Annotated in this window: 14 protein-coding genes; 8 read left to right on the forward strand and 6 right to left on the reverse strand. The window is 70.4% G+C overall.

Annotated elements, in window-relative coordinates:
• Positions 1-95: 95 nt before the first annotated feature.
• The 4 genes from QNA08_RS06660 to QNA08_RS06675 all read right to left on the reverse strand — a co-directional run bounded on the left by QNA08_RS06660 (position 96) and on the right by QNA08_RS06675 (position 5,374).
• The gene (locus tag QNA08_RS06660) at positions 96-1,010 is read right to left on the reverse strand and encodes a hypothetical protein (RefSeq protein ID WP_283739904.1); all 915 of its coding nucleotides are present in this window, start codon (positions 1,008-1,010) and stop codon (positions 96-98) included.
• 316 nt (positions 1,011-1,326) lie between these two features.
• Positions 1,327-2,694, reverse strand: a complete 1,368-nt coding sequence (glcF, locus tag QNA08_RS06665) for a glycolate oxidase subunit GlcF (protein ID WP_283739905.1) — start codon at positions 2,692-2,694, stop codon at positions 1,327-1,329.
• 9 nt (positions 2,695-2,703) lie between these two features.
• Complete coding sequence (gene glcE / locus QNA08_RS06670; RefSeq protein WP_283739906.1) at positions 2,704-3,891, reverse strand: glycolate oxidase subunit GlcE; 1,188 nt, start codon at positions 3,889-3,891, stop codon at positions 2,704-2,706.
• A 46-nt stretch (positions 3,892-3,937) separates the two neighbouring features.
• Entirely contained in the window at positions 3,938-5,374 is a 1,437-nt protein-coding gene (locus tag QNA08_RS06675; protein WP_283739907.1) for an FAD-linked oxidase C-terminal domain-containing protein, read from the reverse strand.
• Between the two features lie 152 nt (positions 5,375-5,526).
• Here QNA08_RS06675 and QNA08_RS06680 point away from each other — a divergent pair, with 152 nt between their 5' ends.
• Positions 5,527-6,444 carry a LysR family transcriptional regulator gene (locus QNA08_RS06680; RefSeq protein ID WP_283739908.1) on the forward strand — a complete coding sequence of 306 codons (918 nt, stop codon included), beginning with the start codon at positions 5,527-5,529 and terminating at the stop codon, positions 6,442-6,444.
• Positions 6,445-6,474: 30 nt separating this feature from the next.
• Here the strand turns inward: QNA08_RS06680 and QNA08_RS06685 are convergent, their stop codons facing one another.
• Entirely contained in the window at positions 6,475-7,776 is a 1,302-nt protein-coding gene (locus tag QNA08_RS06685) for a DUF3422 family protein (protein WP_283739909.1), read from the reverse strand.
• Positions 7,777-7,918: 142 nt separating this feature from the next.
• Between QNA08_RS06685 and QNA08_RS06690 the strand changes: the two genes are divergently transcribed.
• The 6 genes from QNA08_RS06690 (at position 7,919) to QNA08_RS06715 (ending at position 14,474) form a co-directional block, all read left to right on the forward strand.
• Positions 7,919-8,755: a FadR/GntR family transcriptional regulator gene (locus QNA08_RS06690; RefSeq protein ID WP_283739910.1), complete on the forward strand. Its 837-nt coding sequence runs from the start codon at positions 7,919-7,921 to the stop codon at positions 8,753-8,755.
• A gap of 2 nt (positions 8,756-8,757) precedes the next feature.
• Positions 8,758-9,579: a (Fe-S)-binding protein gene (locus tag QNA08_RS06695; RefSeq protein WP_283739911.1), complete on the forward strand. Its 822-nt coding sequence runs from the start codon at positions 8,758-8,760 to the stop codon at positions 9,577-9,579.
• Between the two features lie 344 nt (positions 9,580-9,923).
• Complete coding sequence (locus QNA08_RS06700) at positions 9,924-11,360, forward strand: LutB/LldF family L-lactate oxidation iron-sulfur protein (RefSeq protein WP_283739912.1); 1,437 nt, start codon at positions 9,924-9,926, stop codon at positions 11,358-11,360.
• A gap of 61 nt (positions 11,361-11,421) precedes the next feature.
• Entirely contained in the window at positions 11,422-12,096 is a 675-nt protein-coding gene (locus QNA08_RS06705) for a LutC/YkgG family protein (protein WP_283739913.1), read from the forward strand.
• 334 nt (positions 12,097-12,430) lie between these two features.
• The gene (locus QNA08_RS06710) at positions 12,431-13,735 is read left to right on the forward strand and encodes a L,D-transpeptidase family protein (protein WP_283739914.1); all 1,305 of its coding nucleotides are present in this window, start codon (positions 12,431-12,433) and stop codon (positions 13,733-13,735) included.
• 199 nt (positions 13,736-13,934) lie between these two features.
• The gene (locus tag QNA08_RS06715) at positions 13,935-14,474 is read left to right on the forward strand and encodes a hypothetical protein (protein WP_283739915.1); all 540 of its coding nucleotides are present in this window, start codon (positions 13,935-13,937) and stop codon (positions 14,472-14,474) included.
• Here the strand turns inward: QNA08_RS06715 and sugE are convergent.
• A complete protein-coding gene (sugE, locus tag QNA08_RS06720) occupies positions 14,425-14,748 on the reverse strand; it encodes a quaternary ammonium compound efflux SMR transporter SugE (protein WP_283739916.1) in 324 nt (107 codons plus the stop codon). The two genes, QNA08_RS06715 and sugE, sit on opposite strands and share 50 nt — an antisense overlap.
• A 216-nt stretch (positions 14,749-14,964) precedes the next feature.
• On the opposite strand from sugE, the gene QNA08_RS06725 reads away from it, so the two are divergent.
• The gene (locus tag QNA08_RS06725; protein WP_283739917.1) at positions 14,965-15,591 is read left to right on the forward strand and encodes a hypothetical protein; all 627 of its coding nucleotides are present in this window, start codon (positions 14,965-14,967) and stop codon (positions 15,589-15,591) included.

Below are 15,591 nucleotides of genomic sequence, written 5' to 3' on the forward strand. Positions count from 1 at the left end.
ACGGTGGTTGCGGTACGGTCAGCTGTGGGGCGGCGGAAGACAAGGAGCCGCATGGAGCTCACGGGTCAGCGCCCCCGGTCGTCCCCCGGCTCCTCCTAGCGGCGGAGGCTGGCAAGGATTGCCTTGGCCTCGCGCAGATTGTCCCGGCGGCGGCGGTCGAGCGGGCGAAAGGGATCGTCCAGATCGCCCGGCTTCGAGGTGGTGGCCACCGGCGGCGAGCTCAAGAGGTCGCGGCCGCCGTCGTGCTCCCATGCCGATCCTGAAGCACCGGGCATCCGCGGCGCTTGCCCCGCCCCGGCGGGCAGGCCGGCCGCCCGATCTTCCAAGACCACGATGCGCAAGGCGGCCCGTCGCCCGTCGGATCGGGCGCGGGCGAGGTCGACGAGGTTCGCCGGCGCCGGCTCCCCCTGCACGTCAGGCGGGACGGGCGCGGGCAGCGCAGTCGTTTCCGCCAGGCGGAGTGCCCGGGACGGGTCCTGGCGCGCCGAACGATGCACGAGCAGGAATCCGCAGACCAGCGCGCCGAGCGACAGCAGAACGAGGACGGTGCCTCCCCGAGCCGTGCCGCCGGTCACACGTCTCGCGACCTCGGCAGCCGTCTCCGCATAGCGGATGTAGATCAGTGCCACCTGGATGAGGCAAAGGCAGATGACGCTGCGCATGAGCCAGGCCGACAGCGCTTGCAGATCGGCGCCGATGCGGCGCGGACGCGTGGCCCTTCCCGCGCGGGATGCCGGACCCTGCGGGCCGCCCCCGTCGATGGGCGCCTTCGCGCCCTCGCTCATGTCGCCAGTCGCCCCGGCGGCGGCGCTCTCCGTCTCCTCGTGCATGAGCCGCTGCGGCAGTGCGAACAGGAAGCCGAGGAGACCGCCGGCGACCGCTGCCGTAGCAATGGCGGCCACGAGGCCCGTGAACACGCCGACGCCATTGACGGGATCTCGCCCGGGAGTGTCGGTCGCATGCAGCAGCCAGGCGTAGAGCCCGGCGCAAACGATCAGGAGGAGGAGCAACAGCAGAACCCGCCGGGAGATCCTGTCCCCCGCCGGAGCGACCGTTCGCCTTTCGCGCACCTCCCGTTCCGCAGCCCCTGCCATCTCCGGCAATAGGTGTCGAGCATCGCCCCATCGCATCGAAGTCCCCATGAATGAATACAAGCAATAGTTGTATTCATCACATGAGCACCTAGAGATTGCAACGATGGAGCTGAAACCGACGGCGGCAGGCGCGACGGTCGGCCATTGCGGGGAGCGATGGACGCCGGGGACGGTCCGGTTGCAGCTCCCACGCCTTGCCTCGCGCGCGGGTGCCCAAGCCCCTGGCGAAGCGTCAGCCGACCGGCAAGGGGCCGGCCGGCGGGCGAGCCGCAGCGCCGAGATACTTGAGGTTCTCGGGCTCGGGCCCGCCGGTGGCCCAGTCGAGAAGCTCGGCCGTGTGCAGCACGGCGACGTCACTGCCGCGCTCGGCGAAACCCTTGGCGATCTGCGCGATGCAGCCGATGTTGCCCGTGGCGACGATTGCCGCGCCGGTGCGTGCAATATTGTCCGTCTTGCGCGTCCGCAGCCGCGCCGCGAGTTCCGGCTGCAGCATGTTGTAGGTGCCGGCAGAGCCGCAGCAGATGTGCCCCTCCGGCACGTCCTTCACCACGAAACCGGCCTGTTTCAGGAGCCTCTTCGGCTCCTCGCGGATCTGCTGGCCGTGCTGCATGGAGCAGGCGGAATGGTAGGCGACCACGAGGCCCGTCTCGCGCACGGGAGCTGCGAGCGGCAGCGTCGCCAGGAATTCGCTGATGTCCTTGGCGAGCGAGGCGACGCGCTCCGCCTTGGCGGCATAGGCCGGCTCGCCGCGGAACATGAAGCCGTAGTCCTTGATCGTCGTGCCGCAGCCCGAGGCCGTGATGAGGATGGCGTCGAGCCCTTGCCCATCGACCTCGCACATCCAGGCGTCGATGTTCCGGCGCGCGAAAGCATGCGCCGACGCCGTGCGCCCCATGTGATGCACAAGCGCGCCGCAGCATCCTTCACCCTCGGGCAGCACCACCTCGACACCGTGGCGGGTCAGGAGGCGGATGGTTGCTTCGTTGATTGCGGGAGCGAGAACCGGCTGGGCGCAGCCGGTGAGCAGCGCGACACGCGCGCGCCGCTCGCCTTCGGCAGAAAAGACGCGCGGCCCCCGCATGGAGGAGGGTGGCGGCAGGCGCGCGGGGGCCAAGTCGAGCATCGCGGCAAGGCGCGGGCCGACGGCGGGCAGCGCGGCGGCGAAGGCCTTGAACGGTCGCGCGATCCTCGCCGCCGCGAGGGCGAGGCGGAACCTGCCGGGATAGGGCAGGACCGCGGCGAGAAGGCCGCGCACCAGCCGGTCGTGCCAGGGCCTGCGGTAGGTCTCCTCGATATGAGCGCGCGCATGGTCGACGAGGTGCATGTAGTGCACGCCCGAAGGGCAGGTCGTCATGCAGGACAGGCAGGAGAGGCAGCGGTCGATGTGCTTTACCACCTGGGGCGTCGCCGGCTCGCCGCGCTCGAACATCCTCTTCATGAGGTAGATGCGGCCGCGCGGGCTGTCGAGCTCGTCGCCGAGCAGGAGATAGGTCGGACAGGTGGCCGTGCAGAAGCCACAGTGCACACAGGTGCGCAGGATCTTCTCCGACTCCCGCATCTGCGGATCGGCGAGCTGCTCGGGGCGGAAGTTCGTCTGCATGGCTTGCCGTCACACTCCCGCATACATGCGGCCGGGCTCCAGGATGCGCTCCGGATCGAAGGCGTGTTTGATGCCGAGCGTCAGACGCTGCACGGCCGCACTCTGCGGTTCGAACACATCGACGGCGGCGCGCACCTCGACGGGTGCGCGCACGAGCGTCGCATGTCCACCCGCCGTCGCGACCGCGGCGCGGATGGCGGCTGCGCCTGCATCGCCCGCGGCGTCGGTCGCGAGCCACACGAGCCCGCCACCCCAATCGAAGAACCACCGCGCGTCGAGCACGCGCGCGATCGCGGCAACGAGCGCCGGCCCGCGCGACGGCGCGGTGGAGATGCGCCACACCGCCCTCGTTCGCGGCTCGGCGAGAAAGCGCACGTCGCGCACGTCACGCCACAGGGTCTCGGCCGCCTCGCCCTCCATGAGAGCAGCCTCGCCATGGGGGCGCAGCAGGCTGCGAAGGGCAGCGAGACGATGGTCGACCGAGAAGGAAAAGCCTTCGAGGCGCAACACGGTCCGGGCCGGCGAGTCATCGAGATTTGCCGGCAAATGAGCGGCACCGGTGACCTCGTAGGGCGAGCCCAGCGCGGCCGAAAGGGCGGTGATCGCCCGCTCGTCATCAAGGCCCTCCAGGATGATGGTGGCCATGCGCTGCGGGCACGGCTGCACCTTGAAGGTCGCCTCCGTGACAAAGCCGAGCGTGCCCCACGAGCCGGCGAGGAGCTTCACGAGGTCGAGACCCGTGACGTTCTTCATCACCCGGCCGCCGGACTTCACCACTTCGCTGCGGCCGTTGACGAAGCGCAGGCCGATGAGGCTGTCGCGGCAGGCTCCGGCCGCGATGCGCCGCGGCCCGGAGATGTTGGCGGCGACGATGCCGCCAACGGTCGCCTCGCCGTCGCTGCCGAGCAGGGCCGCGTGTTCCATGGGCTCGAAGGCGAGCATCTGCCCCTCGGCCGCGAGGGTCCGCTGCAGCTCGTGCAGCGACGTTCCAGCCCGTGCCGACACGACGAGCTCGGCCGGCTCGTAGAGCGTGATCCCGGTCATCGCCGCGGAGGTGAGCGTCGCGGCATGCTGCACCGGCCGGCCGATGCCGTCCTTCGTGCTGCCGCCGACAATGGCGAGCGGCGTGCGGCGGACGATGGCCTCGGCGATCGCGGTGCAGGCCTCCTCCTCGGAGGTGGGCGTGTGAACGATCATGGCGCTTTGCCCAGGCTCCCTCGCCCCATCTGTCCGACAGTGCGCTTCACGCTGCCACCCTCCCCTCGAGCGGAAAGACCTTGGCCGGGTTGAGCAGCCAGCCCGGATCGAAGACGCCGCGCACGCGCATCTGCTGGGCGAGATCGACCTCGTCGAACTGGTGGCGCATGAGATCGCGCTTTTCGATGCCGACGCCGTGCTCCCCCGTGAGACAGCCGCCGACCTCCACGCAGAGCTTCAGGATGTCGGCGCCGGCGGCCTCCGCCTTCTCGAGCTCGCCAGGCTTGTTGATGTCGTAGAGCACGAGGGGGTGCAGGTTGCCGTCGCCGGCATGGAAGATGTTGGCGACGCCGAGACCGTAGCCGGCGCAGATCTCCGAGATGCGCTTCAGCACGCGCGGCAGTTGCCCGGTGGGGATGGTGCCGTCCATGCACAGATAGTCGGCAATGCGGCCCATGGCACCGAAGGCGGACTTGCGCCCCTTCCAGATGGCCGTGCTCTCGGCCTCCGATTGCGACACCTTCAGCGCCTTCGGGCCGAAGGGCTCGGCGATGGCGACGATGCGCCTCAGCATGTCGTCGATCTCGGCGTCCGCCCCCTCGACCTCGATGATCAGCATCGCTTCCACGTCGAGCGGATAGCCCGCATGGGCGAAGGCCTCGCACACCTTGATCGCGGGCCTGTCCATGAACTCGAGGGCGACCGGAATGATGCCCGCGGCGATGATGGCAGCGACGCAAGCCCCCGCCGTCTCGATGGCGTCGAAGCCGAGAAGGACGGGCCGCGCCCCCTCCGCCTTCGGCAGGATCCGCACGACCGCCTCGGTGACGACACCGAGCTGCCCCTCCGATCCGCAGACGAGGCCGAGCAGATCGTAGCCTGCCGCATCGAGGTGCTCGCCGCCGATCTCGACGACGCTGCCGTCGAGCAGAACCATCGTCACGCCGAGAAGGTTGTTGGTCGTCACGCCGTATTTCAGGCAATGCGCTCCGCCGGAGTTCATCGCGATATTGCCGGCGATGGTGCAGGCGAGCTGCGACGACGGGTCGGGCGCGTAGAAGAACCCCTCCGCCCCCACAGCGTCGCTGATGGCGAGATTGGTGATGCCGGCCTCGACACGCGCGGTGCGGTTGGCGTAGTCGATCGCCAGCACCCGGTTCATCTTCGACACGCCGAGGACGATGGCGTCCTCCTGCGGAATGGCGCCGCCCGAGAGCGAGGTGCCCGCCCCGCGCGGCACCACCCGCACGCCGTGCTCGTAGCAGAACTTCAGAACCGCTGCGATCTCCTCCGTCGTCGACGGGAGCGCCACCGCGAGTGGCACGCGACGATAGGCAGTGAGCGCGTCGGTCTCGAAGGCGCGACGCTCGTCCTCGTCGGTGATGAGCGCGTCGGCCGGCAGGAGCGCGGCGAGACCCGCCAGGATCTCCTCGCGCCGCGCGAGCACGCCCGCATCAGGGGCCGGAAAGGCGATCGCGGTCATGGCTGCGCTCCCTCGGGGCGTTGCTTCGAGACTCGTGCCGCGCTGCGGATAGGAAGGCTCGAACCGCTCCAATCTAGCGGATCACCATCCCCGTTTACAGCGCGGCGAAAGGCTAGAAGATTGTTTCCGCGTCGGAAAAAATGGAAGGAATCATGGACCATCTCGGCGACCTCGACGTCTTCGCGCGTGTGGTGACAGCCAAGGGCATGTCGGCAGCGGGGCGCGAACTCGGCCTGTCGCCCGCTGTCATATCGAAGCGCATCCGGCGCCTGGAGGAGCGGCTCGGCGTGCGCCTCCTTCAGCGCACCACCCGGCAGATCGCCCTCACAGAGGCGGGGCAGGGCTTCTACGAGCGTGTGGTGTCGATCCTCGCCAGCGTCGAGGAGGCGGAGGCCTGGGTGGCGCGCGGCAGTGCCATGGCGCGCGGGGTTCTGCGCGTCTCGGCGCCCACCTCCTTCGGGCGCATGCACATCGCGCCCCATCTCAAGGGCTTCCTCGACGCCCATCCGGCCGTCACCGTCGACCTCGTGCTCTCAGACGCCTTTGTCGACGTGGTGGGGGACAACTTCGACCTCGCCGTGCGCATCGCCGACCTCGCCGACTCGAGCCTCGTCGCCAAGCGCCTCGCGCCCAACCACCGCCTGCTCTGCGCCACGCCCGGCTATCTCGCCAAGCGCGGCGTGCCGAAGACGATCGAGGATCTCGCCCGCCACACACTCATCGCCCACAACACCGACCACTGGCGGCTCGAAGGCCCCTCCGGGCCGGAGACCGTGCGCATCGAGGCGCCGCTGCGCACCAATTCCAGCGAAGTGGTGCGCGAGGCCGTGCTCGCCGGCATCGGCATCGCCCTGCGCTCGACCTGGGACATCGGACCTGAGCTGCAGGCGGGGCGGCTCGCGGTCGTGCTGCCGGGCTACGGCGGCTCGCGCCGCCTCGGTGTCTATGCCGTCTATCCGAGCCGCCGCCATCTCGAGCAGAAGGTGCGCGCCTTCGTCGACTTCCTCGCCGCCCTCTACGGCCCGACACCTTACTGGGACGCCGGCCTCAAGCTTGCGGCCGGTGCGTGAAGCACACGGGCGGATACGCCGGGTGGAGGCCTATTCCGCCGTGTGATGCTTGCGGATCCGCCGCACCACCAGCCAGACGAAGAGCACCGCGAGGGGGACGGCGAGCGCCGTGCCGAGCGAGGGATCGAGCGGCGCACCGGCATCCTTGGCGCCTTTCAGCACATAGCCCGCGAGGCCGACGACGTAGTAGCTGATCGCTGCCACCGACAGCCCCTCGACCGTCTGCTGCAGACGCAGCTGCAGGCGCGTGCGCTCGTTCATGGCGGCGAGCAGGTCGCGGTTCTGGTGCTCGATGGCGACATCGACGCGCGTCCGCAGGAGGTTGGCCGCACGCGTCAGCTTGCGTGACAGGTTGGCCTGCCGCTCCTCCAGCATGAGGCAGGTGCGCATGGCCGGCGCCATGCGCCGCGCCAGGAAGGCCGCGAGCGTCGGATGACCGCCGAAGGGCTGCTCATGGATGGCGACGAGCCGCTGCTGCACGATACCGTCGTAGGCGCGCGCCGCGCCGAAGCGATAGCTCGATGCCGCGGCGTCCGCCTCGAGCCTGGCGGCGAGCGCCGTCAGCTCGTCGAGGAGCCGCGCGTCAGCCATTACCCCCTCGCCCTGCGTCATCGCCCCTGCAATCCGGGTGAGCGCGTCCTCGATCGCCTTCACCGCGGGCCCGAGGCGCTGTGCCTCGGGCAGGCCGAGCAGGGCGAGCGTGCGGTAGGTCTCAACTTCGAGGAGCCGCTGGGTCAGGGCGCCGGCGCGGGCCGGGCCGAGGGCGCGGTCGAGCACGAGGAGGCGCACGAAGCCGTCCCCGCCCACGCGGAAATCCGTCGCCGCCACCGCCGCGCCGTCATCCACGAGCGAGGCGGCGAGCGAGGCCGGATCGAAGAGATCCTCCAGTGCCTGCCCTTCCGCTTCCGCAATGAGCTGCAGGTCGGCCGCCACGAGGAGCGGCCCGGGCTGCGACAGCGCGAACATGGGCGCGGCAAGCCCGGCGGCCCACCGCTCGAAGGGCGCCCGGTCGCGCCCACCGACGTCCCAGGTGTAGGTCGTGAATTCGCTGTGCTGCTCCCAACGCAGCGCGCCGCCGGGCAGCACGACGTGATGATGCTTCGCCTCCGGCAGAGGGCCGGGCCTGCCATGCGCGGCGCAGAGCGCGCCGAGCCGGGCGCGGTCCCCGGCGGCAGCAGCCACATCCGTCATGAAAGCAAAGTGCAGGAGCCGTGCCGGTGTCGCCACCGGCAGGAATGGACGGGCGTGCACCTCGCCGAGCACGGCCTCGCGCAGCGGATGCGCCGCGAGCGAGGCGACCGAGGGCGTCAGCGGCCGGTTCGTCTCGTTCATCGCCGTGCCCTCCCCCCGGAGCTCGAGACGCCCACCCGCAACCCGCCCCGCATCCGCGCATGGTGCGAGGCCTCGGAGGATCCGGGGACGAACTGGATAAAAAAGTTGACCACTTTTGGGGCGCTCTTTAGAAGGGCTCCACATGACGTTCCGCGAGATCGCCCACGAAAGCAAGGCTGAGGCCGTGGCGCACCAGATCGAGGCGCTGATCCTCGAAGGCGTGCTGCGCCCGCGCGAGCGCCTGCCGGGCGAGCGCGAGCTCGCCGAGCGCCTCGACGTCTCGCGGCCCATCCTGCGCGAGGCGCTGAAGCTGCTCGAGGCGCGCGGGCTGACCACCGCCCAGCACGGCGGCGGCACCTTCGTCGCCGACGTGGTCGGGCCCATGTTCGGCGAGCCCATGTTCGGCCTCTTCCGCACCCATGCGAAGGCGAAGGCCGACTACGTCGAGTTCCGCCGCGACATCGAGGCCGTGGTCGCGACCTATGCGGCCGAACGCGCGACCGAGGCCGATCGGCTCATCCTGACCGACATCCTCGCCGCGATGGTCGAGGCGCACGACGCCGGCGACCTGCGGCGCGAGGCAGAGCTCGACGTGGAGCTGCACTCGGCCATCGCCGAGGCGACGCACAACGTCGTCTTCATGCATGTGATGCGCGCCTGCTACCGGCTGCTCGCCGACGGCATCTTCTACTCGCGCGAGCGCTTCTATCAGCTTCCGGGCGCGCGCGACGCACTCCTCGCCCAGCACCGCGCCCTCGTCGAGGCGGTCCTGGCGCGCGATGCGGCCGCGGCCGGCGCCGCGGCGCGCGCCCACATCGACTATGTGCGTGCCTCGCTCGCCGAGGCCGAGCGCATCGCCGCACGCGAGAGCGTGGCGCAGCTGCGCCTCGAACGCCATGCCGAGCGCGGCCACCCCGGCGCGCGGCAACGACAGTCTTCAGCCGTGCGCGGGACAAGCCGCGCCACCACCGGGACGTGACGATGTCCGAAGAAGCTGCCACCGATCAGACACAACGAAGCGACGCGCCGACCAGCGAGCGGAAGGTCCGCGTCGGCCTCTTCGTCACCTGCCTCGTCGACCTGATGCGCCCGTCCGTCGGCTTCGCGGCGGTGAAGCTCCTCGAGGAAGCGGGCTGCATCGTGGAGGTGCCGGTCCAGACCTGCTGCGGCCAGCCCGCCTACAACTCCGGTGATCGCAATACGACACGCGCCGTCGCCGAGCAGGTGATCGACGCCTTCCTGCCCTACGACTACGTCGTGGCTCCCTCCGGCTCCTGCGCCGGCATGATCAGGGCGCATTATCCCGAGCTCTTCCACGACGATCCCAACTGGCTGCCGAAGGCCGACCGGCTCGCCGCCAAGACGCACGAGCTCACGAGCTTCCTCGTCGACGTGCTCGGCGTCTCCAAGGTCGCCACCCGCTATGAGGGCCGCGTCACCTACCACGACAGCTGCTCGGGCCTGCGCGAGCTCGGCGTGCAGCGCCAGCCGCGCACGCTCCTTGCCAGCGTCGAGGGCCTGACTCTCGTCGAGATGGCGGAGAACGACGTCTGCTGCGGTTTCGGCGGCACCTTCTCGGTCAAGTACGGCGACATCTCCAACGCCATCGTCGAGAAGAAGGCCGAGAACATCGAGAACAGCGGTGCCGACACCCTGCTCGCCGGAGACCTCGGCTGTCTGATGAACATGGCGGGCAAGCTGTCCCGACGGGGCAAGACCGTCGCGGTGCGCCACGTGGCGGAGGTGCTCGCCGGCATGACCGACGAGCCACCCATCGGCGTGCCGGCGGCGAAGGCCCGCTGACCCCCATTCTTCGACATGCCCCTGCGAGTCCTCGCTGTGCCCTCTCCTCCGCTCCCCCCGACGAAAGCCCAATTGCTGGGCATCGACGTCCGTGCTGCATCCATGATGGGCAGTTCTGACGCAACGGACACGCGCATCCGGCAGCCGACGCTGATACCTGCGCCTGGCACGGAGATTGCGTTAGCTTTCGGTGTGATCGTTGCGAGCCGCCCGACGGGCCGGCCGCGCACCGGATGCGAGATCAGAGGGGGAGCGGCAAACCGCCTCCAAGGCCGACGGGCAGCGACCTTGAGCAAGGTCGCTGCCCGTTCCTTTTCCCGCCTCGTCACCGGAGCGCACCTGCCATGACGCTCGTCGCCACCTCCCCGAAGTTCAAGGAAAATGCCGCACGCGCCCTCGCCGATGCGCAACTGCAGAAGGCGCTCGGCAATGTGCGCGTCGGCTTCATCGAGAAGCGGCTGAAGGCGGCCGAGCGGCTGCCGGAGTTCGAAGCGCTGCGCGATTCCGCGCGCGACATCAAGAACCACACGCTCGCCCACCTCGACCTCTATCTGGAGCGCTACGAGAAGGCGGTGACGGCGGCGGGCGGCCACGTGCATTTCGCCCGCACCGCCGAGGAGGCGCGCGACGTCATCGCCGCCATCTGCACGCGCCTTCAGGCGAAGACCGTCACCAAGGGCAAGTCCATGATCGCCGAGGAGATCGGGCTCAACGCCCATCTCGAGGCGCTCGGCATGGAGCCGGTGGAGACCGACCTCGGCGAATATATCATCCAGCTCAGGAACGAGCCGCCCTCGCACATCATCGCGCCGGCGGTGCATCTCACCAAGGAACAGGTGGCGGAGGACTTCCGCCGCGTGCACACCGGCCTCGACAAGAGCCGCGACCTCTCCGAGCCGGTGACACTGCTCGGCGAGGCCCGCCAGGTGTTGCGCCGGCGCTTCCTCGAGGCCGACGTCGGCATCACGGGTGCGAACTTCCTCGTCGCCGAGACCGGCACCTCCATCATCGTCACCAACGAGGGCAACGGCGACCTGACGCAGACGCTGCCCAAGGCGCACATCGTCCTCGCGTCGCTCGAGAAGCTCGTCCCGACGCTCGAGGACGTGAGCCAGATCCTGCGCGTGCTCGCCCGCTCGGCGACGGGCCAGGACATGTCGGTCTACACCACCTTCTCCACCGGCCCGCGCCGACCGGGAGACCCGGACGGGCCGGGCGAGTACCACGTCGTCCTCATCGACAACGGCCGCTCGGCCATGCTCGGCACGAGCTTCCAGGACATGCTGCGCTGCATCCGCTGCGGCGCCTGCATGAACCACTGCCCGGTCTATCACGCCGTCGGCGGCCATGCTTACGGCTGGGTCTATCCCGGCCCCATGGGCGCGGTGCTGACGCCGACGCTCATCGGCGTCGACAAGGCCGGCCACCTGCCCAACGCCTCGACCTTCTGCGGCCGCTGCGAGAGCGTCTGCCCCGTCCGCATTCCGCTGCCGAAGATGATGCGGCACTGGCGCGAGCGCGAATTCGAGCGGCACCTGACGCCGGCAACCGTGCGCTCGGGCATGGCGTTCTGGGGCTATTTCGCCCGTCACCCGCGGCTCTACGGCCTCGCGACCAGCCTCGCCATGCACGGCCTCGCCCTCATGGGCCGCGCCAAGGGCCGCTTCCGCTGGCTGCCGGGGGCGAGCGGCTGGACGAAGCACCGCGATTTCCCCGCGCCCCAGGGCGCCACCTTCCAGGAGCGCTGGCGCAAGGAGCGCCGCACGAGGCGGGCGAGCTAGTCTTCGCTCCGCCGGTGTCCATCATCGGATTGACCCGAACCCTCGACCCGAGCAAAGCGACATGACTTCCGCGCGTGACGAGATCCTCGCCAATATCCGCCGCTCGCTCGGCGTCACCGGCCGCGAGGCCCCGCGCATCGCCGCCGTCGACGAGCGCATCGAGCGGGCGCCCAGGGGCGTCGTTCCCAAGCGCGGGCAGCTGCCGCCGGAGGAGCGCGTCACACTCTTCAAGGCCATGGCCGAAGCCGCGCAAGCCACCGTCGAGGCTGTCCCCTCGGCCGCCGACGTCCCGGCCGCAGTCGCCGCCTATCTGCGCCGCCACAACCTGCCCGCGACCCTGCGCCGGGGTGCCGACGCACGCCTCGCCGCCATGCCGTGGGGCGAGACGGCGCTCGAAATCTCCGTCGGCCCGAGCGACGGGCACGACCTGAACGGCGTCAGCCACGCCTTCGCCGGCGTGGCCGAGTCGGGCACGCTGGTGCTGGTCTCGTGCGAGGACAACCCGACGACGCTCAACTTCCTGCCCGACAACCACATCGTCGTCGTCTCCGCGAAGGACGTGATCGGCGACTACGAGGAGGTGTGGAGCCGCGTGCGCTTCAAGGAAGGCAAGGGCCTCATGCCGCGCACGGTCAACATGATCACCGGCCCCTCACGCTCCGGCGACATCGAGCAGGTGCTCCTCCTCGGCGCGCACGGGCCGCGCCGCCTGCACATCGTCGTCGTGGACGAATGACCGCCCGGCGGGCGCCGCGGCTCGCCCGATGTTTTGGGGGACGTTAACCATTCTCGTGAGGGAATCTGTGGACGGCGGCGGCAGGTGCCGCCCTGCGTTGCGTCGCGTCCCGCGTTCCGGTCGATCTGTGATGGTCCCTGCGTCCCGCCCCATCCTCCTCGGCGCTGCCCTCCTGATCGCAGGCGGGTTCGCCCTCGCGACTGCCCAGGACGCGCCGCCGACCGGGATCGTCGAACCGGCGACCGCGCCATCGCCGAGCAACGGCGCACCGACCAACACCGCACCAGCCAACGCTGCATCGGCCAGGCCCGCATCGGCTCGGCAATTCCGACCCGTGGCTGCCTCCGCCGGCGGTTCTGCCGGTGGCATCGCGCAGGGTGCCGTGCCGGCGGGCGCTGCAGCGACGGTGCGCGAGACGACGCTGATCACGCAGGATCCGCAGCCGACATTCTCGCCGCACACCGCCGCCCTGACGGCGGCGGCGGCCGAGAAATATCTCGCGATCGTCGAGGCGGGCGGCTGGCCCTTGGTGCCCGCCGGCACCCGGCTGGCACCGGGTGCCTCGGGGCCGGCGGTCGAGGTGCTCAAGCGGCGCCTCGCGGTCACCGGGGACCTGCCGCCCGACGTGCTCGCGGGTGATGCTTACGACGGCGCAGTGGAAGCGGCGGTAAAGCACTTCCAGATGCGTCACGGGCTCGAACAGACCGGCGCGGTCGGCCCCCTGACGCTGCAGGCGCTCAACGTCGCGGCCATCGTGCGCTACGGTGAGCTCAACGCCTCCGCTGTGCGCGCGGCGAACACGGCCTTCGGCTTCGGCCAGCGCCACGTCGTCGTCAACATTCCCGGCGCGGCGGTCGAGGCGATCGAGGGCGGGCGCGTCTCGCGCCGCTACCTCGCCGTCGTCGGCAAGCCGGACCGGCCCTCGCCGACCCTCGAGACGCGCATCACCGCGGTCAATCTCAATCCGACCTGGACGGTGCCGTCCTCCATCGTCAGGAAGGATATCATCCCGAAGATGCAGGGCGATCCCGCCTATCTCGCCAAGGCGAAGATCCGCATCCTCGACCAGGACGGCAGGGAGATCGATCCCGCCGCGATCGACTGGAGCACGACGCAGGCGGCGGCCTTCACGCTCCGCCAGGATGCGGGCGCGCAGAATTCGCTCGGCAGCCTGCGCATCGACATGCCGAACAGCCGTTCGGTCTACATGCACGACACGCCGTCGAAGGGCCTGTTCAGCGCGAGCCTGCGATTCGCCTCCTCGGGCTGCGTGCGCGTCTCCGATGTCCGGGACTTCGCCACCTGGCTCCTCGCCGGCAACGGGCCGGAGGACATGCAGGCCTGGGACCGGTCCGCGATCGACGCCGCCATAGCCATCGGCAAGCGGCTCGACGTACGGCTCGCCAAGCCCGTGCCGGTGGCGTGGGTCTATCTGACCGCCTACGCCACGCCGGACGGGCTCGTGCATTTCCGCCCGGACGTCTACGACCTCGACAGCGGCGCCGAGCTCACCGCCTCGGTCTCTCCGGCGTCGACGGTCCTGCCGCCACGGCGGCCGAACGCCGCAGACCTCGCCCCGCTTCCGCCGGCACGACAGGTGGAACGCGCCGCTTCGACCGCTACGGTCGCCGTGCGCTGAGCCCGAGGCGGCAGCGGATGGACGTTGATGAAGCGAGACGCGCATCGGGAGGGCGCATGTCCGACAAGGTCGGTTCGATACCCTAAGACGAGGCTCCCGACGCCCTGCGGCGCGAGATCGCGCTCATGCAGCAGCGCGCAGCCCGAGGCCAGCCCCGAGCCGACCGAGATGCTGCCGCCGCTGCACGATGCAGCCCTCGATGCCCCGTCGTTCTTCGTCCGCGTCGACGGCGGGCTGGTGCTACGCAGGCGTGGTGCGCACGACCATCCGGCACGCCGGGCAGAGCTTCGCCATTGCCGGGCCGAGCTGCGTCGCGACCGATCCCGCCTATCGCGGCCGCGGTTTCGCGACGCGCGCGGTGGCCGCCGCCACGCGCTCGATCGAGCACAGCGACAGGGATGTCGGCATCTTCACCTGTGATCCTCCGCTCGCCCGCTTCTACGCGCGGGCGGGCGCATGGCCGGTCGTCCCGCATGTCGTGCTCGTCGGCAGCCGCGACGAAGGTGCCCTCGACAGCACGCCCCTGGGGAAGGCCGGACTCATGCGCCTGTTCTCGGCGAAGGCCCGCGCAGCGGCCGAGGAGCTTTCCCACACGACGATCGACCTCGGCCTCCCGGTCGGCCAGTTTCTCTGGGGCCCCGGTGTGAGGCCCCGGTGTGAGGCCCCGGCGCCGGACCGCGCCGCCGGCGCTACGCCGCCGCCGTCACGAGCTTCAGGCCGACGATTCCGGCGACGATGAGCCCGACGCAGGCCATGCGCACGGCATCCGCCGGCTCGCCGAGGGCGACGATGCCGAAGATCACCGTGCCGACGGTGCCGATGCCGGTCCACACGGCATAGGCCGTGCCGAGCGGCAGGCTGCGCAGGGCGAGCCCGAGCAGCGCGAGGCTCAGGACCATCGACAGCACTGTGAGAAGCGTCGGCAGCGGGCGCGTGAAGCCGTCCGTGTATTTGAGGCCGACGGCCCAGCCGATTTCGCTCGCGCCGGCGAGAAGAAGATAGATCCAGGCCATGGGACGACCCCTTGAGGTTTGCCGGGACCTCAAGTCCCGGGAAAGTGGCAGGGTCGTCCCGGCCGGAGGGCGCGGCGGCAATCGCCGCGTGGGGTCGTCCCCACGGCCCCTCTAGGTGGGGCATCGGACGGGAAGGTCAAGAGCCGCGGGCGCATTCGGCCCGCCGAGGCTCCGCTTTCGGGTGGCGCCGGCGACGGCCGGGCGGCAGGATGGGCCATGCCGCTCGAAAACCGCGTGACCCCCTTCGGCGATCTCGTCGCGAGCCCCGCCCGCGGGCTTTTCCTCGGCAATCGCGGCGGACGCATCCATGATCCGGCGACGCGCCGTCTCACCGGCCGGCGCTGGGCGTCGCATCACTGGATCACCTGCGTCCTCGCCTTCAAGAATCGGCACCGCAGGGTCTGGGGCCGCGGCTATACGGAACTCTTCTTCTGCGACGAGGTGACGGCGCTCGCCGCCGGTCATCGGCCATGCATGGAATGTCGCCGCACCAATGCCGTCGTCTTCCGCGCCGCGGTCGCCGGCGGCCTCGGCCTTGGCGCACCGCCGTCCTGCGATGGGCTCGACCGCCTGTTGCATGCCGAGCGCCTCGACGGACGGGTCAAGCGCCTGCACTGCCGGGAGGCCGATACACTTCCCGACGGTGCGGTGATCGTCGGGGAGGACGGGGCCGCGCTCGCGCTCCTCGCAGCGCGCGCCCTGCCGTGGACGCCCGCGGGCTACGCAACGCCGAGACCCCGCCCGTCCGGACCGGTTATGGTGCTTACGCCGCCGGCGACGCTCGCGGCACTCGCCGCCGGCTACCGGCCGCATTGGCATCCGAGCGCAGCGCGCGACGGCTGA

Origin of the sequence: Chelatococcus albus (genome assembly GCF_030067675.1) — a bacterium.
In the GTDB taxonomy this organism is placed as follows: Bacteria; Pseudomonadota; Alphaproteobacteria; order Rhizobiales; family Beijerinckiaceae; genus Chelatococcus_A; species Chelatococcus_A albus.